Here is an 18,532-nt window from a genome sequence, read left to right as displayed (position 1 = left end):
TGCGCGTCAAGACAGGAAGGCGCTCAGCTGGCACACTGGGCGTTCCTCACCCCGCGAGTATTTCATGACACGTCCTTCCTCCTTCGACTACGAACAGCTGCGCGCCTGCGGCCGCGGCGAGTTGTTCGGTGACGACAATGCCCGTCTGCCTTCGCCGCCGATGCTGATGTTCGATCGCATCACGCGGATTTCCGAGGAAGGCGGTGCCTACGGCAAGGGCCTGATCCATGCCGAAATGGACATCCATCCGGACCTGTGGTTTTTCGGTTGCCACTTCATCGGCGACCCGGTGATGCCAGGCTGCCTGGGCCTGGACGCGATGTGGCAGCTCAGCGGCTTCTTCCTGCCGTGGCTGGGCGAACCCGGCCGTGGCCGCGCACTCGGCGTGGGCAACGTGAAGTTTTCCGGCCAGGTGATGCCGACGGCCAAGCTGGTGCGCTACGAGATCGACATCCGCCGCGTGATGCGCGGCAAGCTGCGGCTGGTGATCGCCGACGGCAAGACCTTCGTCGACGACCGCCTGATCTACGAGGCCAGCGACATGCGCGTGGGCCTGTTCCAGTCCACCGAGGGTTTTTGAGATGCGCCGCGTCGTAGTGACGGGCATGGGCATCGTGTCCTGCCTGGGCAATGATCTGGAAACCGTGACCAGCGCCTTGCGCGATGGCCGCAGCGGCATCCGCGCGATGCCCGAGTACGCCGAGCTGGGCTTGCGCAGCCACGTGGCCGGCGTGCCGAACATCGACCTCGAAGCGGTGATCGATCGCAAGCTGAAGCGCTTCATGGGCGACGCCGCGGCGTATGCCTATGTGTCGATGCGCTCGGCAATGGAAGATGCCGGACTGGACGCGGACCAGGTGCGCGATCCGCGCATCGGCGCGATCGCCGGGTCCGGCGGCGGCTCGCCGCGCTGGCAGATCGAAACCGCCGACCTGCTGCGCAACAAGGGCGTGCGCAAGATCGGCCCGTACATGGTGCCGCGCACGATGTGCTCGACGGTGTCGGCCACGCTGGCCACCACCTTCGGCATCCAGGGCCTGAGCTATTCGATCTCCGCCGCCTGCGCCACCTCGGCGCACTGCATCGGCGCGGCCGCCGACCTGATCCGCCACGGCGCGCAGGACGTGATGTTCGCCGGTGGCGGCGAGGAAGAGCACTGGGGCATGACCTCGCAGTTCGACGCGATGGGCGCGCTGTCCAGCCATCACAACGACACGCCGGTCAGCGCCTCGCGCCCCTACGACACCAGCCGCGACGGTTTCGTCATCGCCAGCGGCGGCGGCATGCTGGTGCTGGAGGAATACGAACACGCCAGGGCGCGTGGCGCGCGCATCCATGCCGAGCTGGTGGGCTACGGCGTCACCTCCGACGGCGCCGAGATGGTCGCGCCGTCGGGCGAGGGCGCGGTGCGCTGCATGAAGATGGCGCTGGCCAACGTCAAGGCGCCGATCGACTACCTCAACACCCACGGCACCGCCACGCCGCTGGGCGACATCGTGGAATTGAACGCGGTGCGCGAGGCGTTCGGCGACGCGGTGCCGCCGCTGTCCTCGACCAAGGCGCTGACCGGCCACTCGCTCGGTGCCGCCAGCGTGCACGAGGCGATCTACAGCCTGCTGATGCTCAACGGCGGCTTCATGGCCGGCTCCGCCCACATCAGCGACCTCGATCCGGCGGCCGCAAGCTTCCCGATCGTGCGCGAAAGCCGTTCGGCGCCACTGTCCACGGTGATGTCCAACAGCTTCGGCTTCGGCGGCACCAACGGCACCCTGGTGTTCGCCAGGGTCTGAGCCTGCACGACCCGCGGCTGTCACTTCGGCAGCCGCACAACCCTTCCCGAGTTTTTCCCCGCATGTCTTCCCCGGCCGCGCCCGTGCTCTCGCGTGATTCCACCCTCGGCGAGGAAATCGCCAACAGCATCAGCCACGGCCTCGGCCTGCTGCTCGCCGTGGCCGGCCTGCCGATCCTGGTCATCGCCGCACTGCGCAGCGGCAGCACCACCGCGGTGGTGGCGTCGACGGTGTTCGGGGCCAGCGCGATCCTGCTGTACCTCGCGTCCACGCTGTACCACGCGATCCCGCATCTGCGGATCAAGGAACTGCTGCAGCGCTTCGACTACGCGGCGATCTACCTGCTGATCGCGGGCACCTACACGCCGATTGCGCTGGGCGTGCTGCGTGGCGGTTGGGGCTGGTCGATGCTGGGCGTGATCTGGGGCCTGGCCCTGCTGGGCGCGATCTTCAAGCTCACCGTGGGCGCGCGTTTCCATCGGCTGTCCACCGCGCTGTACGTCGCGATGGGCTGGGCGGCGCTGATCGCGATCCGCCCGCTATGGCTGAACATGGCGCCGGGCGGCCTGGCCTGGCTGCTGGCCGGCGGCCTGGCCTATACGCTGGGTGTGGTGTTCTTCCTGCTGCACGAACGCCTGCGCTACAGCCACTTCGTCTGGCATTTGTTCGTGCTCACCGGCACCGGCTGCCACTACTTCACGGTGTTGCGTTATACGTTTTGAAATTTTGCGCAACAGCCCAGCCCAATCCGGCTGAAGCCATGATCCTGCGCCCGAAGCCTGTTGCAGGCTTGCGGCCGGGAATGCGGTGGCGGCGCGGGGAAGCGGCATGTGTGTCCCCGACCACCCGGGTCGGTCACGGGGAAATTTCAATCGGTGTCGGCACCTGCACGAGATCCCAGACCTTTTGCATGTCTGCGTTGGAGAGTGCGATGCAACCGTCCGTCCAGTCGAAACGCTGGGTGGCTGCGGAGAATTTTCCGAAACCGTTCTTCTGACCGTGAATCATGATCGCTCCGCCCGGGCTGACGCCCATGCGCCTGGCGCGAGCCGTGTCGGCGTGATCGGGATAGGAAACATGGATCGACCGGAAGAAGGCGCTGTTCGCGTTCTTGAAGTCCAGGATGTATCGCCCCTCGGGAGTGCGCTGGTCGCCTTCCCGTTGCTTGTGACCGACCGGGTTTCCGCCAAGTGCGATGTGAAATTTCTCCACCACCTTGCCCTGGCGCATCAGATAAAGCGTGTGCGCGGACTTGTCGACCTTGACGAGATCCACGGCCGGCGGCGTGGCGGCGGACAAGCTTGTCGCGAAAACCAGGCCAGCGAGGATGAGGAGTCTTGAGATCACTGGGCGATTGATTCCTGGCGGGCGGTTCGCGGAATGCAGAACCCGAGCTCAATCGAGGCGTCCGGGGCTGGCAAGGACTTGAGCTGACCTTGCGGGCCGATAAGTGAGTGGACAACGCGGCGTGATGTGCTTGACGCGGACGTCGTTCGGGACGTTGCGAGGGAACATGAAAATGTGGCCGTTGCCGTGTTGGGAAAAGCGACTTTGGTTCTTCCACGACTTCAATCGGAATCGGTGCGCCGTCGAGAGCCGAGAGATCGGTCGAGCAGGCCACCGCGAAGGAGGTCGACGCATCGAGTATGCGGCGCTCCTGAAGGTCCTTCAAGTTGCGGCTTCCGACGACTGAGTGGCGAGGCGATGCCCGCTCCTTTCGAGATGTGGGCAGGCGAACGGAAGCCGCAACGTCATGCCCGATTCGTCGTCGGCGTCGGCGTGTTCGAGGGCGCGTTCCACCCGCATCGGACTTGCTCGTCGGGGCGCTATTTCGTCTGCGCCTCAGCCACCGGCCGCATGCCCGGCTCGCCGTGCCAGTAGCCGTTGCGTGCGCCGATCCGCGGCGGTGCTACCGGGGAGTGGCGGGCCAGGTCGAAGTGGGCCATCACTTCGGCCATGCCGTCGACCTGGGGATACAGGCGCAGCACGTCGACGCCCAGCTCGCGCAAGGCGGGCAGTTCGGGGCCGAGGTCGGTGATTTCCTCGCCCTGGATCTGGATGCCGTTGATGCGCAGGAAGGGGCGGCCTTCGCGGGTGGCCAATGGCATGCCGTCGGGGTAGTCGATGCAGCGGAAGCCGCATTGGTCCTTGGCCACGTCCAGCGCGCGGGCGGTGAAGCAGCGGGCGGAGAAGGCCAGCGGCAGGCGGCCGAAGGCGATCACCTCCAGCTCGGGCATGGGCCGGTCCTCGGCCTGCATCGCCTCGCGCAATTCGCGCAGCAACTGGTGGCCCTGCTCGACGCCAGGCACCCAGCGGCGCAGGCCGTCGGCCATCAGCATCGCCAGGGCATGGTGGTTGTAGACGTTGAGGGTGGGGCCGGCGACGAAGGGCACGCCGCGTTCGCGGCACAGCTGCACGGCGGAAAGGTCGTTCGCCTCGATCCAGCAGTCGCCGTGGTCGACCAGCCGTTGCAGCACGCCCAGCTCGGATTCGGCCTCGATCAGCGCCAGCGACGACAGCACGACCTGCTTGCCGCTGCGGGCCAGTTCGGCGGCCAGCGCGATCCAGTCGCGCGTGCCCAGTTCGCGGCGCTTGCTGCACACGGTCTCGCCCAGGTAGATGATGTCCAGCGGCCACTCCACCGCCTCGCGGTAGAACGCCAGGGTCTGTTCGCGGGGCCAGAAATACTGCAGCGGGCCGAGGCTCAGTTTCATCGTGTTCATCGGTTGCATGCCCCTGAAGTCAGTGCCACGAGCGGTGATAGGGGCCCAGCGTGGTCTGGTGGCCTTCGGCGTGCTTCGACAGCGACGACTGCCAGCCCGGCTGCAGCTGCCACGCGTCGGGTGCGCTGCGGTAGCGATCCAGCGCGTCGCGCCAGGTGCGGGTGACCGAGGCGACGTAGGCGACGCCGCGCTGGCGGCCTTCGATCTTCAACGCGGCCACGCCCGCTTTGGCCAGGCGGGGCAGCAGCTCCAGCGTGTTGAGGCTGGTCGGCTCCTCCAGCGCATGGAAGGTCTCGCCGCCGACCTCGAAGCGGCCCTTGCACACGGTGGGATAGCCGGCCGGTTCGGCGGGCTCGAACTTGTCCATCAGCACCTGGTTCAGGCGCACGCTGCGGCGACCGTCGCCGTGTTCCTCCCAGCGCACGAAGCTGGCCGGCGAGCACACGCCGTGGCGATTCGGCGAGGCGCCGGTGACGTAGCTGGAAAGCTGGCAGCGACCTTCGACCATGATGCACAGGCTGCCGAACGCGAACACTTCGATGGGCACCGGCGAGCCTTCGCACAATCGCTCGACCTGCTGGATCGACAGCACCCGCGGCAGCACCGCGCGACTGATGCCGAAGCGCTCGTGGGCGTAGCGCAGCGCCGGCGCGGTGGTGGCCGAACCCTGCACCGACAGGTGCCGCGCCATCGCCGGGTAGGTGTGCGTGGCGTAATCGAGCACCGCCATCTCCGCCGCGATGATCGCGTCGCAGCCGAATTCGGCGGCCTTGTCCACGGCGCGGTACCACGTCGCCAGGCGCGCGCTGTCGGGGTAGGTGTTCAATGCCAGGTAGACCTTGCGCTTGCGCTGGCGCGCATAGGCGATGCCGTCGCGCAGCTCCGCGTCGCTGAAATTCAGGCCGGGGAAGGCGCGGGCGTTGGTCTGGTCGCGGAAACCCGCGTAGACCGCATCGGCACCGGCGTCGATCGCCGCTTGCAGCGCCGGCAGGTTGCCGGCAGGACAGACCAGTTGCATGTGCACCTCGAAGCCAGGAAGTTCGCGGCGCATCGTGGCGGCTGATCCGGCGAGCTGCGTTGACATGGGTCAGGTCGGAGCGGTTCCGTGCGGATGCGGGAAAAATCGGCGGATGCGCCGAAGTCACTGGAACGGAAGTTGACCGAGGTCAATCCCGGGCGCGCCGGTGCCGTCCATGCTGTGCCCGGCTTTGCACGACTCGTGTCGATGCCCGACCATCTGTTCCGATTGCCGACGGCGAAACTCCCCATGAATCCGATGAACACCACCGACCGTTACCACCCGCTGTCGATCGGCATGCACTGGCTGATGCTGGCGCTGCTGGTCGCCGTGTATGCCTGCATCGAGCTGCACGAACTGGCGCCGCGCGGCAGCAGCTTGCGCGCCGGCCTGAAGACCTGGCATTTCATGCTGGGGCTGGGCGTGTTCGCGCTGGTCTTCCTGCGCCTGGCCATTCGCCTGACGACGCCGGCGCCGCGCCGTGATGCGAGCCTTCCGGCCTGGCAGCATCACCTGGCCGGGATCATGCACTTGCTGCTGTATGTGTTCCTGATCGTGATGCCGGCGCTGGGCTGGCTGACCCTGAGTGCGGGCGGCAAGGTGATCCCGTTCTTCGGCCTGGAGCTGCCGCCGCTGATCGCGCCGGACGACCTGCTCGGCGAGCGGCTGGAGGACCTACACGGCACCATCGGCACGATCGGCTATTACCTGGTGGGCCTGCACGCAGCCGCAGCGCTGTATCACCACTACTTCATGCATGACGACACCTTGCGCCGGATGCTTCCGCGCCGCGGCAACGGCAACTGAGCTGCGGCAGCCGGCCGCAGCGATGACGGTCGCGCGGTTGACGTGGGTCAGTCGCGCAGCGGCGGGCCCGCGCTAGCATCCTTCCATCCGCGGCATGCACGCCGCCTGCTGGAGCGCTTCCCATGACATCCGTCCCCACTCTTGTCGCCCTGGCCTGCGGCCTGGGCCTGGCCGTTTCGGTGCAGGCCGCGTCACCGCAATCGCATGCGGAACACGCCAGCCACCACGCCGCCACGGTGAGCGTGCCCGCGCAGCGCTGGGAGCCGGACGCGTCCCTGCGCGAGGGCATGCGTCGCGTGCACGTCGCGGTGGACCAGCTGCGTCACTACGAGATGGGCCACATGAGTGCGCCGATGGCGGTCGACCGCGCGGCCGAAGTGGAGGATGCGGTGGGCTTCATGTTCGCCAACTGCAAGCTGGCCGCCGAACCGGACGCGGCCCTGCACGGCATCCTGGCACCGCTGCTCGGTGCGGCGCAGGCCCTGCAGGCCAACCCTGGCAAGGTCAAGGCGGTGGCCGCGATGCGCGAGGCGATCGCGCACTATCCGCACTACTTCAATGATCCGGGCTGGGACCAGCCGGCGCCGGCCATGCACGAGATGCACGACGAGCCGTGAAGCATTCCTGGCGGTCGCGGGATGCCTGCAGTGATTGCCACAGGGCATCCACGCGCCGCTCCACCGCGGCATCCGGCACGATCGGCCGGCTCCACGCACGCGCGGTTTCGGACGGCCATTTGCGGGTGGCGTCGATGCCGAGCTTGGAGCCCACGCCGGCCACCGGGCTGGCGAAGTCCAGGTAGTCGATCGGGGTGTTCTCCACCAGCATGGTGTCGCGCGCGGGATCGACCCGGGTGGACAGCGCCCAGATCACCGCCGACCAGTCGCGCACGTCGATGTCGTCGTCGGTGACGATCACGAACTTGGTGTAGGTGAACTGGCGCAGGTACGACCACACCGCCATCATGATGCGCCGCGCATGGCCGGCGTACTGCTTGCGGATGCTGACCACGGCGATGCGGTACGAGCACGCTTCCGGCGGCAGGAAGAAGTCGACGATCTCGGGAAACACCTTCTGCAGGATCGGCACGAAGATGTCGTTCAGCGCCATCGACAGCACCGACGGCTCGTCGTGCGGCGCGCGGCCCATGTAGCTGCCATGGTAGATCGCGTCGCGGCGCAGGTGCAGGCGTTCGATGGTGAAGACGGGGAAGTGATCCTGCGCGTTGTAGTAGCCGGTGTGGTCGCCGAACGGGCCTTCCAGCGCGGTGTCGCCGGGGTGGATGAAGCCTTCCAGCAGGATCTCCGCACCGGCCGGTGCATCCAGCCCGGTCAGCTCGCTGTGCCAAACGCGGGTGCGCTGGCCGCGCAGCAGGCCGGCGAATTCGTATTCGGACAAGCTGTCCGGCACCGGCGCCACGGCGGCCAGCATGGTCGCCGGATCGGCGCCGATGGCGACCAGTAGCGGGAACGGTTGCCGCGGATGCGCGGCGCGCCAGTCGGCGTAGTCCAGCGCGCCGCCGCGATGCGGCAGCCAGCGCATGATCACCCGGTTCGGACCGATGACCTGCTGGCGGTAGATCGCCACGTTCTGTCGGGGCTTGTCGGTGCCCCGGGTCACCACCAGGCCGAAGGTGACCAGCTTGCCGGCGTCGTCCGGCCAGCAGTGCTGGATCGGCAGGCGGGCCAGGTCGATCTCGTCGCCGCGCAGCGTTTCGTGTTCGAACGCCGCTTCCCGCACGCGTTGCGGCGCGACGTGGGCCAGTTGCGCCAGCTCCGGCCAGGTGCCCAGCGCCTGGCGCAGGCTGGGCGGCCAGCGCGGTTCCTTGATCGCGGCAAGCAGCTGGCCCAATTCGCGCAGCGAGGCCAGCGGCCGCCCGGCCAGTGCCAGCTCGATGCGGCGACGATGGCCGAACAGGTTGCCGAGCAGGGCGTGGCGACTGTCGCCGGGATGTTCCATCAGCAACGCGGGACCCGCCTCGCGCAGCGCGCGCAGGCTCAGCGCGGTGGATTCGAGATGTATGTCCACGGGTGCGCTGACGCGCTGCAATTGCCGCTCGCGCTCCAGCCGCTGCAGGAAGCTGCGCAGGTCGTGGAAACTCATGCGGACGGTTCGCCCGAGGTCGCAATGGCCAGCTCGTCGTCATCCGTCGCGGCCAGCATGTGTTTCATGCCCTGGAACGAGGGCGGCGCGATCGGCATGCCGTCGTCCACGCCGATGTCGATCAGCCCCTTGGCGATGAAGAAGGCCAGCACGTGGGTGCGCGCCATCGCGCGGTCGTGGCGCTCCGGGTCCTGTTCGATGACTTCGCAGCCGAGCGCGGCGAACAACTCCCCCGCGCGTGCGGCGGCCTGCGGATGCCGGGCGGAGGCGCAGATCACCGTGCGCCGCGGCCGCTCGTCGCGGGCCAGGCTGAGCGGGCCGAACAGCGGGTGGCTGCCGACGTGGGGAATCGCGTCGCCCAGCAACTCGTCCATCGCCGCGCAGGGATGCATCTTCACGCTGCCCACGTCGAACACGATCTGGCCGGCGTGCAGCAGCGGTTGCAACGCGAGCAGGGCGTCGCGCAGTTGCGGCACCGGCATCGCCAGCACGATCCACTGCGCGCCCTCGAGCGCGACACGCAAGGATGGCGCGGCCAGCGCGGCGGGAACCCGCGCGTGCGGATCGAACACGCGCACGTGGTGCCCCGCCTGCAGCAACAGTTGCGCAAACGCCGCGCCGAAACGGCCATGGCCCAGCAGCGCAAAGTGCATGCCCTGGGCCGGCAATGCTGCGGTGCTCATGTCAGTGCGGGCGCGCGGCCGCTGGCCAGGCTGTGGCGCAGCGCGGCATCCCACGGCGCGAGGTCGATCGCGCGCGCGGCCAGCCAGTCGCGGTCGAACAGGGTCTGCGCGTAGCGCTCGCCGCGGTCGCACAGCAGGCTGACGATGCTGCCGCGCTGTCCGCGCGCGCGCATCGACGCGGCCAGCTGCAGGCAGGCGACCAGGTTGGTGCCGGACGAGCCGCCGTAGCGATGGCCGAGCAGGTCTTCCAGCAACCAGGCGGCGGCGATCGAGGCGGCGTCGGGAATTTCGTTGACGCGGTCGACCACGTCGAAGATGAAGCCCGGTTCCACGCGCGGTCGGCCGATGCCCTCGATCAGGGTGGGCTGGCTGGCCACCGCCTTCGTGTCGCGGTTGCGCCAGCCGTGCACGTAGCCGCTGCCGCTGGGCTCGGCCACGCACAGTCTGGTGTGCAGCCGGCGGTAGCGCAGGTAGCGGCCGATGGTGGCCGAGGTGCCGCCGGTGCCGGCGCCGCAGACGATCCACGCCGGTTCGGGTTCGGCTTCCAGCGCCAGCTGGCCGATGATCGACTCGGCGATGTTGTTGTTGCCGCGCCAATCGGTGGCGCGTTCGGCCAGGCCGAACTGGTCGAGGTGGCAGGCGCCGCGTGCGGCATGTTCGGCGGCGCGTGCGTGCACCTGGGCCGGGTCGTCGACCAGGTCGCAGGTGCCGCCCAGCGCCTGCACGTCGCGGATCTTGCCCGGCGCGGTGCAGGCCGGCATCACCGCGGTGAATGACAGGCCGAGCAGGCGCGCGAACCAGGCTTCCGAAATCGCCGTGCTGCCCGAAGATGCGTCCACCACCGCCTGGCCGCCACGCAGCCGGCCGTTGCACAGCGCGTACAGGAACAGCGAGCGGGCCAGCCGGTGCTTCAGGCTGCCGCTGGGGTGGGCGGCCTCGTCCTTGAAGTAGAAGTCGATGCCGTGGAAGCCGGGGAAATTCAGCTTCAGCAGATGGGTGTCGGCGGAGCGCGCGGCCTCCTGCGCCAGCTTGGTCAGGGCATCGTGCACCCAGCGGCGATCATGGTCCTGTTGCAGGTTGACCAGGTGCAGGACGCTGTCCATCGGAGACTCCGGATTCATGGCGCGTGGCTCGCGGCCCGGTGCATCGCGCGCATGCGGCGGCCGAGAAATTCGAAATAGCGGTCGATGTAGCTGATGCCGTTCTCGTGATCGATCAGGTACGGATTCATCAGTGTGTGGCGCAGGATCATCAGCCGGTCCTCGTCCGGATCGAGCGAGCTCGCATCCAGGCCCAGCGCCTGGAAGATGCGCGTGGTCTGCGCGTGGCCCAGCATGTCCGGGCGCAGCGTGGTCACCGAGCCGAAGAACTCCTTGGTCTGCAGCGGCTGCTGCGGATCGCAGCGCAAGGTGTCGTGCAGTTCGCGCACAAAGGCGTTGGCGGCGGTGATCGAGCGGTTGCCGCGCGGGTTGAGCGCCAGGCAGACCAGGTTGCTGTCCGGCGCGAACGGCACCAGTGCATGGACGCAGTCGGCCAGTTCCAGCGCGAAGCGCTGCGCGCGGGCGTGGAAGGTTTCGGCGGCACGCACGGTGGCGCAGGGCAGGCGGCCGAAGTGGGCGTGATCCAGCGGCAACACCTTGTGGGTGACATAGACGGCCGCCGCCGCGGTGCCGGACTTGGAGCCTTCCGGAATGAACTGGCCCAGGCTGCGGTAGCGGGCGAGATAGTCCTTCGGCGTGCCGCCGTGGAAGACATAGTCGGCGCGCTCGGCCAGCAGCGCCATCGCCCGGTGGTCGCGGCAGATGAAGGCGCCGCTGCCATAGGGCAGGTAGCCGAGCTTGTGCGGATCGACGGTGACCGAGTCGGTGGCGCCCAGCGCGGCGAACGCGGCATGCACGGCGGGCGCGGGGAACTGCACGTAGTCGGCGGCGACTTCGTCGCGCGGACGCAGCGAGCCGTCCTCGTTGCGGAACAGGGTGGCCAGGTAGCCGCCCCAGGCAGCGTCGACGTGGACCGCGAAATCCAGCCCGTCCGCACGCACGGCCTCGCGGGCGGCCAGCACCTGGTCGATCGGATCGATGGTGCCGTACTCGGTGCCGCCCAGCACCGCCACGCACATCAGCACGGGTTGTCGCTGGCGGGCGCAGCGCTCCAGCGTGTCGCGCAGGGCGGCCGGGTCCAGTCGCATGCCTTCGGTGGGCAGCAGTTCCAGCTGGTCGCGCCCCAGGCCGAGCAGCTTCACGCCCTTGCTCCACGAGTAGTGGGCGGTCACCGGCGCCAGCACCCGCGGCAGCTTCAGCGCGGGATGGGCGGCGAAGAAGTCGACCAGGCCGCGCTGCTCGATCCGCTCGCGTTCGACCCGATGCAGCCAGCGGCTGCGCTCGGCCGCGGGCTGCGCCGCAAGCCAGGCCTGCCAGTCGGCCAGCAGCGCGATGCCGTCCGCCTGCGCGAGGTTGAATGCGCTCCAGTCATCCTCCGGCAGCGCCAGCCCGGGAACCTGCGCAGTGCGCAGCGCCACAGGAAACGCCTTCAGCGCCAGCGCCAGGCGCAGTGCCTGGTAGTTGGCCAGGGTGCCGCCGGAGGTGAGGTGGCCGAACGCACAGGCGTCCTGCGCCGGATCGTGCGGATAGCCGAGCATGCGCGCCAGCTGCAGGCCGACCTGCACTTCCATGTCGACGGTGACCGGCGCGGCATCCTCGCTGACGTTGTTGGGGTTGTAGGGCAGGGTCAGCATCTGCGCGGCCAGGCCCGGCAGCAGCAGGTCCGAGGCCATGTGGCCGATGTAGCGCGGGCTGTGGAACGGCACCGACTTCTTCAGCAACGCCGACAGCTGGTGCAGCTCGCGGCGCATGCGCGATTCGAAGGCAAGGTAATCGGGATGATGCGCGGCGGCGGTGGCGATCGCCGGCGGATCTTCCGGGTGGAAGTTGCGCCGCCAGTAGACGTGGTCGCGCAGGAACTCGACCAGCATCTTTTCCAGCAGCGCGTCGTTCTCGCCGTAGGGGCCGAGGAAGCAGGCGTCCAGCGTGTGGTCACGCGGCTCGCCGTGGTTGAACGGTTGTGCGCTCATGCGATCCATCCATGCAGCCAGCCCAGCGGGTGGTGCATGCGCGCCACGCCGAGCATGTAGACGTAGCTGGCCAGCGCGGCGATGAAGAAGGCCAGCCGCGCACGGCGGCTGCGGGCGCGCTTCAGTGCCAGCGTGGCCAGCACCACGTAGACCACCAGCAGCACCAGCTTGGTGGTGAGCCAGCCGTTGGCGAACAGCGCGCCGGGCAGGATGCTGACCAGCATCAGCGCGGCGGTGAGCAGGGTGGTGTCGATCGCGTAGCTCAGCCAGCGCACGGGCTCCCACTGGGCGGCGCCGGCGTAGCCGAACTGGGTCAGCAGGCCGCGCAGCGCGAACAGCGAACCGCTGGCCAGCACGCAGGCGATGTGGAGCCATTTGATTTGGGGATAGAACTCGAGCATCGGGGGATCGCTGCCGGGGAACGGGTAAAGCATCAGGGCGCGCCGTGTGGCGCGCCCTGATGCAAGTCACGCGTTGTTGCGAATCGCTCGTGGCGAGGTCGCCGTTGCCGTCCGTCGTTTCGGGAACAGCCACAGCGCGGCCACGAACACCGAGATCAGCAGCGCGCCGATGGCGAACAGGGTGTCGCCCGGCACGCGCATCCACACCAGCATGTGGATCAGCGGGCGATCCATGAACTCGGCCGAGCGGGCGAACCAGTAGCCGTGCCCCAGCACCGCCTTCAGCTGCAGGATGCCCAGCGGCAGCAGGGTCAGCGCAGCCATCAGCGAGAGGCCGATGTTGAGCAGCCAGAACGAGCTCTTCAGCCAGCCTTCGCGCCACTCGGCGTCCGGCTTGATGCCGCGCAGGCAGAACAGCATCAGGCCCAGGCCGAGCATGCCGTACACGCCGAACAGGGCGGTGTGGCCATGCGTGGCGGTGAGGTTCAGGCCCTGCATGTAGTACAGCGCGATCGGCGTGTTGACCAGGAAGCCGAGCAGGCCGGCACCGACCAGGTTCCAGAAGCTCACCGCCACGAAGAACATGATCGGCCAGCGGTAGCGCGCCATCCATGGTGCCTCGTGCTGCTTCTTCCAGGTGTCATACGCTTCCATGCCGATCAGGGCCAGTGGCACCACTTCCAGTGCCGAGAAGCTGGCGCCCAGCGCGATCACCGCCGTGGTGGTGCCGCTGAAGTACAGGTGATGCAGGGTGCCGAGCACGCCGCCGGCCATGAACACGATGGTGGCGAACAGCACGTTGGTGGTGGCCGTGGTCACCCGCAGCAGGCCCAGCCGCACGAACAGGTAGCTGATCACCGCGGTGGCGAACACTTCGAAGAAGCCTTCCACCCACAGGTGCACCACCCACCAGCGCCAGTACTCGACCATCGCGATATGGGTGTGCTCGCCCCACATCAGGCCGGCGCCGTAGAGCAGGCCGATCGCCACCGTGGACAGGAACAGCAGGCCCACGATCGAGGCGCCTTCCTTGTTGCGGTTCATCGCCGGCCACAGGGCGCGGCCGACCAGGAACAGCCACAGCATCAGGCCGATGAACAGGAAGATCTGCCAGAAGCGGCCGATGTCGGTGTACTCCCAGCCCTGGTGGCCAAACCAGAAGTTGTACTTGAGGCCCATCTTGTCCATCACCGCGAACCACTGGCCGGCGAACGAACCGACCACGATGACCAGCAGGCAGACCCACAGGAAGTTCACCCCGAGGCGCTGGAATTTCGGCTCATGGCCGGAGATCAGCGGCGCGATGTACAGGCCGGTGGCCAGCCACGCGGTGGCGATCCACAGCACGGCCAGTTCGGTATGCCAGGTGCGGGTGAGGCTGTACGGCAGGTAGTTGGCCAGCGCGAAGCCGTAGGCTTGCTGGCCTTCCACCTGATAGTGCGCGGTGGTGGCGCCCAGCAGGATCTGCGCCAGGAACAGCCCCAGCACGGTCCAGAAATACTTGCCGGTGGCCTTCATCGACGGCGTGGCCTTGAACTCGGTCAGCGGGTCGCGTGCCGGAACGACCGGCAGCGGTTCATGGCTGACCTGGCGGGCGTGATGCCAGCCGAGCAGGCCGATGCCGAAGATCATGAACAGGATGCTGAAGACCGACCACAGGAAGCTGGTCGAGGTCGGCGTGTTGCCGGCCAGTGGTTCGTACGGCCAGTTCTGCGTATAGCTCATCGGCTCGTTCGGGCGCTGCGTGGCGGCGGCCCAGCTGGTCCACCAGAAGAACGCGGTGACCTCGCGCCGGTGTTCCATCTCGGCCACAGTGTTCTCGCGCATGGCGTAGCCTTCGCGCAGCTTGTGCGTGGCCGGGTCGTTGCCGAGCAGGCTCATGTAGTGCGCCGCCACGGCTTCCATCGCGCGGGCGCGCAACGCCGAGACGGTGATGGTGTTGTTGGCCGCGTCCCAGGTGTTGGTGCGCAGCTCTTCCTGCACGCGAGCCTTCAGCGGGGCCTGCTGTTGCGCGGTCAGCGTGTCGTAGGGGCCCAGGCCGGCGTCGCGGGAAAGCAATTCAAGCATCGCCATGCTTTCGCGATGCAGCCAGTCCGCGCTCCAGTCCGGCGCCAGCAAGGCGCCATGGCCCCAGATCGAGCCCAGCTGCTGGCCGCCGATGCTCTGCCAGACCTGCCGGCCTTCTTCCATGTCGCCCCTGGTGTACAGCGTCTGGCCGTCGGCCGTGACGACGGCGGTGGGCAGCGGCGGCGCCTGCTGGTGGACCTCCTTGCCGACCCACAGCAGCACGGCGAAGGAGGCGACGAGCAACGCCGCCAGCCCCAGCCAGAGTTTTCGGGTGGTACTCATGGTGCATCTCCCTGAAAGATGCGCGCATGCTGGTCGAGGCGACCGTCGTCGTTGTTGATGCAGGTCAAGCGAACCCTTCGCCTGCCTGCGCGAATTGTCGCGGTGGCCCTGCCGCGGACGCGAATGGGCCGCAACCCTTCGCCGATCGCGCGGCGCAGGCGTCATGCAGGAGGGGAAGCGGGTGCTGCCGGGGCTGGCCCGGCCGGTCGGCCAAGCCTAGTTGGCTTCGCGATGCTTCGCGGCGGCCACGCTGCCGCGACACAGCCCGGCCAGCAAATCGGGACGGCGGATGCGTACGGCCTTCCGGTTCACTTCGAGCACGCCCATCTCCTCCATGCGCGAGAACAGGCGGCTGACCGTCTCGACCACCAGGCCGAGGTAGTTGGCGATGTCGTAGCGCGACATCGACAGGGTCAGCATGCTGCCGTCGCGCTGCAGGCGCTGGTAGCGATCGGACAGGCTCTTCAGGAAGATCGCCAGCTGCTCCTGTGCCTGCTGCCGTCCCATCACCACCGTGTGCCGGTGTTCCTCGACCACCTCGCGGCTGACCACGCGCATCAGCTGTCGATGCAGCGCCGGCACCTCGCTGGTGACCTGTTGCAGGCGGTCATACGGCAGCTCGCAGATGCTGCTGCGCTCCAGCGCCTCGGCCTGGCTGACGTGCCGATCCGTCGCCAGCGCGTCGAAACCGACGATGTCGCCGGGCAGGTGGAAGCCCAGGATCTGCACAGCGCCGGTGTCGTCCTGCACGAAGGTCTTCAATGAACCCGAACGCACCACGTAGAGCGCGTGGAAGGGATCGCCATCGCGATACAGCGCGCCGCCCCGATCGAGCATGCGCTTGTCGCGGATCGTCATGTCGAGCTTTTCGAGGTCGTCGCCGCCAATCCCGGCGGGCAGGCACAGTTCACTCAAGGCGCAGGACGAACAACTGCGGCGCAGCTGGTTCAGGTCGAGCACGGCGGGTTCGTCGGCCATCGTTTCCTCGGTGGCGCCTGCGGTGAACCCGGTTGGGTGCCACGTCGGCGCGGAGTCTGGCCGCACCATAACATGCGGCACAGCCGCCCTTGCCGGCCGCCCACCGGCAGGCCGGCACCGAAAGTGTCCGCTCTGGTGACCCGCCCGCGTCGTTCAGTCGATCCTGATCGGTTCGTGCAGGCCGGGCAGCTGGCAGATCACGCCTTGCGCGGTCAGCACCTTCTGCATCGCCTGCATGCCGCGGTCGTACTCGCCGTGCACCAGGTACACCTTGCGCCGCGGTGCATCGCCCAGCCAGGCCAGCAGCGAAGGCCGGTCGGCGTGCGCGGAGAAGCCGTTGATCGTCCACACCTGCGCACGCACCGGGATCTCCTCGTTGAACACGCGCACGCTGGCGGCGCCGTCGATGATCCGCCGCGCCAGCGTGCCTTCCGCGGCATAGCCGACGAACACCACGCTGCTGCGCTCGCGCCACAGGTTGTGCTTGAGGTGGTGGCGCACGCGGCCACCGTTGCACATGCCCGAACCGGCCAGGATGATCGCGCCGCCGTCGACGTTGTTGATCGCCATCGACTCGCTGGTTTCGCGGGTGAAGTGCAGGCCGGGCATGGCGAACGGGTCGCCGTGCTGCAGCTCGTCCAGGAAGCGCGGGTCGAAGCATTCCGGGTGGCGGCGGAAGATCTCGGTGGCGGAGATCGCCATCGGCGAATCGAGGAACACCCGCACGTGCTGCGGGATCGCGCCGCTGGCGATGCCGCGATGCAGGTAGTAAAGGAGTTCCTGCGTGCGCTCGAGCGCGAAGGTGGGGATCACCACGTTGCCGCGACGGTCCACTGTGTCGCGGATGGCGCGGTACATCTCGTCCACGGAATCCGGCACCGAACGGTGCGGGCGGTCGCCGTAGGTGCATTCCATCACCACATAGTCGGCCGGCGGCGCGGGTGTCGGATCGCGCAGCAACGGGCGGCCCGGGTTGCCGAGATCACCGGAGAACAGCATGCGGCGCTGCTGCCTGCCGTCGTCGAGCTGCAGCAGATCGACGCCGAGCCGAGGATGTGGCCGGCATCGAGGAAGCGTGCGGTGATGCCTTCGACCACCGGCACGGTTTCGTCGTAGCCGACATCCGGGCCGAAGAAATCCAGCGCGTGCAGCGCGTCGTCCAGGGTGTACAGCGGTGGCGGCACCTCCTCGCCACGGCGGTTGCGGCGTTGCGCGCGGCGCGCCTCTTCCTCCTGCAGGCCGGCCGCATCGAGCATCACCACCCGCGCCAGTTCGCGGGTGGCGGCCGTGGTGATGATGCGGCCACGAAAGCCCTGGCGCACCAGCAGCGGAATCCGCCCGCAATGGTCGAGGTGGGCATGGGTCAGCAGCAATACGTCGATGCCGGACGGGTCGAAGCCGAACGGCTCGGCATTGGCCCGCTCGACCTCGTCGCTGCCCTGGAACATGCCGCAGTCGATCAGTACGCGGCGATCGTTGCAGGTGACCAGGTGGCAGGAGCCGGTGACCTGTTTGGCGGCGCCGTGGCAGCTGTAGATGATCATGCGGGTCTTGCTCCGGATTGCGCAGTCCACCGGACTTTCCCATGAAGCCCGCGCAACCGTACTGACCGACGTCAACCACGGCGTCGGCGCAGGCTTAAGACCCACGTAAGCCTTCCCGGTTGCAATGCCACCCAAGGCAATCATGCCGATACCGGAGAAGCACCATGAAGCGCATCGTCATCGCACCGTTGTTCCTTGCTGCCGCCGTCCTGTCGGCGTCCGCCTTCGCCGCACCCCAATGCACCAATGCGCCGCGCGCGCAGTGGCTGACCGAGGCGGCGATGAAGCAGAAGGTGCTCGACCAGGGCTACACCATCAAGGTGTTCCAGGTCTCGGGCAACTGCTACGAGATCTACGGCAAGGACAAGGCCGGCAAGAACGTGGAGATCTACTTCGACCCCACCGACGGCCGCATCGTCAAGAAGAAGGGCGGTTGATCGTCACCTGACTCGAGCGAGGACAAGCCATGAACGCGATGGTCAAAGTGTGGGACCCGCTGGTCCGCCTGTTCCACTGGTCGCTGGCGGGCTTGTTCCTCGCCAACTTTTTCACTGAGGAGGGCGAGCTGGTCCACCGCGGTTTCGGTTACGCCATCCTGATCCTGATAGCCGTCCGTTTCGTGTGGGGCTGGATCGGCACGCGGCACGCGCGCTTCGCCGACTGGGTGCCCGGCCCGCGCCGGGTGCGTGACTACCTGCGCCAGCGCCTGGCCGGGCGCTCGCGGCGGCAGCTCGGGCACAACCCGGCAGCCGCCGTGATGATCCTGGCCCTGCTGGTCGGCGTGCTGCTGGTCGGCGTCACCGGCTGGCTGCAGACCACCGACCGGTTCTTCGGTGAAGGCTGGCTGGAGGAGCTGCACGAAGCGCTGGCCTACGGCGTGCTGGGCCTGGTGGTGCTGCACGTGCTGGCCGCGGTGGGCGAGAGCGTGCACTACGGCGAGAACCTGGTCGCCTCGATGATCCACGGCCGCAAGCGGGCGCTGGGGCAGGATGTCGCAGCCGGCGAAAAAGTGCCGCCAATTGCGGCAAGTCAAGTGGGTGGCCCGATCGCGCGACAAGAATGAGGC

At 68.0% G+C, this 18,532-nt stretch carries 18 protein-coding genes and 1 pseudogene; 7 read left to right on the top strand and 12 right to left on the bottom strand.

Annotated features, from left to right (window positions below):
* Nucleotides 1–64: 64 nt before the first annotated feature.
* The 3 genes from fabA (at nucleotide 65) to I6J77_RS12480 (ending at nucleotide 2,512) form a co-directional block, all read left to right on the top strand.
* Nucleotides 65–580 carry a 3-hydroxyacyl-[acyl-carrier-protein] dehydratase FabA gene (gene fabA, locus I6J77_RS12490; RefSeq protein WP_007807788.1) on the top strand — a complete coding sequence of 172 codons (516 nt, stop codon included), beginning with the start codon at nucleotides 65–67 and terminating at the stop codon, nucleotides 578–580.
* A 1-nt stretch (nucleotide 581) separates the two neighbouring features.
* Nucleotides 582–1,790 carry a beta-ketoacyl-ACP synthase I gene (fabB, locus tag I6J77_RS12485; RefSeq protein WP_204109241.1) on the top strand — a complete coding sequence of 403 codons (1,209 nt, stop codon included), beginning with the start codon at nucleotides 582–584 and terminating at the stop codon, nucleotides 1,788–1,790.
* Between the two features lie 62 nt (nucleotides 1,791–1,852).
* Entirely contained in the window at nucleotides 1,853–2,512 is a 660-nt protein-coding gene (locus I6J77_RS12480; RefSeq protein WP_204109240.1) for a hemolysin III family protein, read from the top strand.
* Between the two features lie 133 nt (nucleotides 2,513–2,645).
* On the opposite strand, the gene I6J77_RS12475 is transcribed toward I6J77_RS12480, so the two are convergent.
* The 3 genes from I6J77_RS12475 to I6J77_RS12465 all read right to left on the bottom strand — a co-directional run bounded on the left by I6J77_RS12475 (nucleotide 2,646) and on the right by I6J77_RS12465 (nucleotide 5,597).
* Entirely contained in the window at nucleotides 2,646–3,089 is a 444-nt protein-coding gene (locus tag I6J77_RS12475; protein ID WP_239308965.1) for a murein L,D-transpeptidase family protein, read from the bottom strand.
* 527 nt (nucleotides 3,090–3,616) lie between these two features.
* Nucleotides 3,617–4,513 (bottom strand): U32 family peptidase, encoded by an 897-nt coding sequence (locus tag I6J77_RS12470; RefSeq protein WP_204109239.1) that lies wholly within the window; start codon nucleotides 4,511–4,513, stop codon nucleotides 3,617–3,619.
* Between the two features lie 19 nt (nucleotides 4,514–4,532).
* Nucleotides 4,533–5,597: a peptidase U32 family protein gene (locus I6J77_RS12465; protein ID WP_343230147.1), complete on the bottom strand. Its 1,065-nt coding sequence runs from the start codon at nucleotides 5,595–5,597 to the stop codon at nucleotides 4,533–4,535.
* Between the two features lie 183 nt (nucleotides 5,598–5,780).
* Here I6J77_RS12465 and I6J77_RS12460 point away from each other — a divergent pair, with 183 nt between their 5' ends.
* Complete coding sequence (locus I6J77_RS12460) at nucleotides 5,781–6,338, top strand: cytochrome b (RefSeq protein WP_204109238.1); 558 nt, start codon at nucleotides 5,781–5,783, stop codon at nucleotides 6,336–6,338.
* A 122-nt stretch (nucleotides 6,339–6,460) separates the two neighbouring features.
* A complete protein-coding gene (locus tag I6J77_RS12455) occupies nucleotides 6,461–6,955 on the top strand; it encodes a DnrO protein (protein WP_204109237.1) in 495 nt (164 codons plus the stop codon).
* 37 nt (nucleotides 6,956–6,992) lie between these two features.
* Here I6J77_RS12455 and I6J77_RS12450 read toward each other — a convergent pair.
* The 9 genes and pseudogenes from I6J77_RS12450 to I6J77_RS17805 form a co-directional block, all read right to left on the bottom strand.
* Nucleotides 6,993–8,441, bottom strand: a pseudogene (locus I6J77_RS12450) (UbiD family decarboxylase); the annotation flags it as partial.
* Nucleotides 8,438–9,124 carry a prephenate dehydrogenase/arogenate dehydrogenase family protein gene (locus tag I6J77_RS12445; RefSeq protein WP_204109236.1) on the bottom strand — a complete coding sequence of 229 codons (687 nt, stop codon included), beginning with the start codon at nucleotides 9,122–9,124 and terminating at the stop codon, nucleotides 8,438–8,440. The pseudogene I6J77_RS12450 and the gene I6J77_RS12445, both read right to left, overlap by 4 nt.
* On the bottom strand, nucleotides 9,121–10,227 hold the full coding sequence (locus I6J77_RS12440; protein ID WP_056717142.1) for a PLP-dependent cysteine synthase family protein: 1,107 nt from the start codon (nucleotides 10,225–10,227) through the stop codon (nucleotides 9,121–9,123). The genes I6J77_RS12445 and I6J77_RS12440 overlap by 4 nt, the downstream gene beginning before the upstream one ends.
* A gap of 14 nt (nucleotides 10,228–10,241) precedes the next feature.
* Nucleotides 10,242–12,194, bottom strand: coding sequence for a pyridoxal-dependent decarboxylase (locus tag I6J77_RS12435; protein WP_204109235.1), 1,953 nt, complete (start codon nucleotides 12,192–12,194; stop codon nucleotides 10,242–10,244).
* Entirely contained in the window at nucleotides 12,191–12,595 is a 405-nt protein-coding gene (locus tag I6J77_RS12430; RefSeq protein ID WP_204111480.1) for a SirB2 family protein, read from the bottom strand. The genes I6J77_RS12435 and I6J77_RS12430 overlap by 4 nt, the downstream gene beginning before the upstream one ends.
* A 66-nt stretch (nucleotides 12,596–12,661) precedes the next feature.
* On the bottom strand, nucleotides 12,662–14,944 hold the full coding sequence (locus tag I6J77_RS12425; RefSeq protein WP_204109234.1) for a nitric-oxide reductase large subunit: 2,283 nt from the start codon (nucleotides 14,942–14,944) through the stop codon (nucleotides 12,662–12,664).
* Nucleotides 14,945–15,160: 216 nt separating this feature from the next.
* Nucleotides 15,161–15,922: a cyclic nucleotide-binding domain-containing protein gene (locus I6J77_RS12420; protein ID WP_204109233.1), complete on the bottom strand. Its 762-nt coding sequence runs from the start codon at nucleotides 15,920–15,922 to the stop codon at nucleotides 15,161–15,163.
* A gap of 153 nt (nucleotides 15,923–16,075) precedes the next feature.
* On the bottom strand, nucleotides 16,076–16,921 hold the full coding sequence (locus I6J77_RS17810; RefSeq protein ID WP_239308959.1) for an MBL fold metallo-hydrolase RNA specificity domain-containing protein: 846 nt from the start codon (nucleotides 16,919–16,921) through the stop codon (nucleotides 16,076–16,078).
* Nucleotides 16,837–17,466, bottom strand: coding sequence for an MBL fold metallo-hydrolase (locus tag I6J77_RS17805; RefSeq protein WP_239308957.1), 630 nt, complete (start codon nucleotides 17,464–17,466; stop codon nucleotides 16,837–16,839). Before I6J77_RS17805 ends, I6J77_RS17810 begins: the two co-directional genes overlap by 85 nt.
* A 164-nt stretch (nucleotides 17,467–17,630) precedes the next feature.
* Between I6J77_RS17805 and I6J77_RS12410 the strand changes: the two genes are divergently transcribed.
* Nucleotides 17,631–17,903 carry a PepSY domain-containing protein gene (locus I6J77_RS12410; RefSeq protein ID WP_056767785.1) on the top strand — a complete coding sequence of 91 codons (273 nt, stop codon included), beginning with the start codon at nucleotides 17,631–17,633 and terminating at the stop codon, nucleotides 17,901–17,903.
* 29 nt (nucleotides 17,904–17,932) lie between these two features.
* The gene (locus I6J77_RS12405) at nucleotides 17,933–18,529 is read left to right on the top strand and encodes a cytochrome b/b6 domain-containing protein (RefSeq protein ID WP_204109232.1); all 597 of its coding nucleotides are present in this window, start codon (nucleotides 17,933–17,935) and stop codon (nucleotides 18,527–18,529) included.
* Nucleotides 18,530–18,532: the final 3 nt, after the last annotated feature.

Source organism: Rhodanobacter sp. FDAARGOS 1247 (assembly GCF_016889805.1).
Classification (GTDB): domain Bacteria; phylum Pseudomonadota; class Gammaproteobacteria; order Xanthomonadales; family Rhodanobacteraceae; genus Rhodanobacter.
This window is presented reverse-complemented; position numbering and strand designations above follow the sequence as displayed.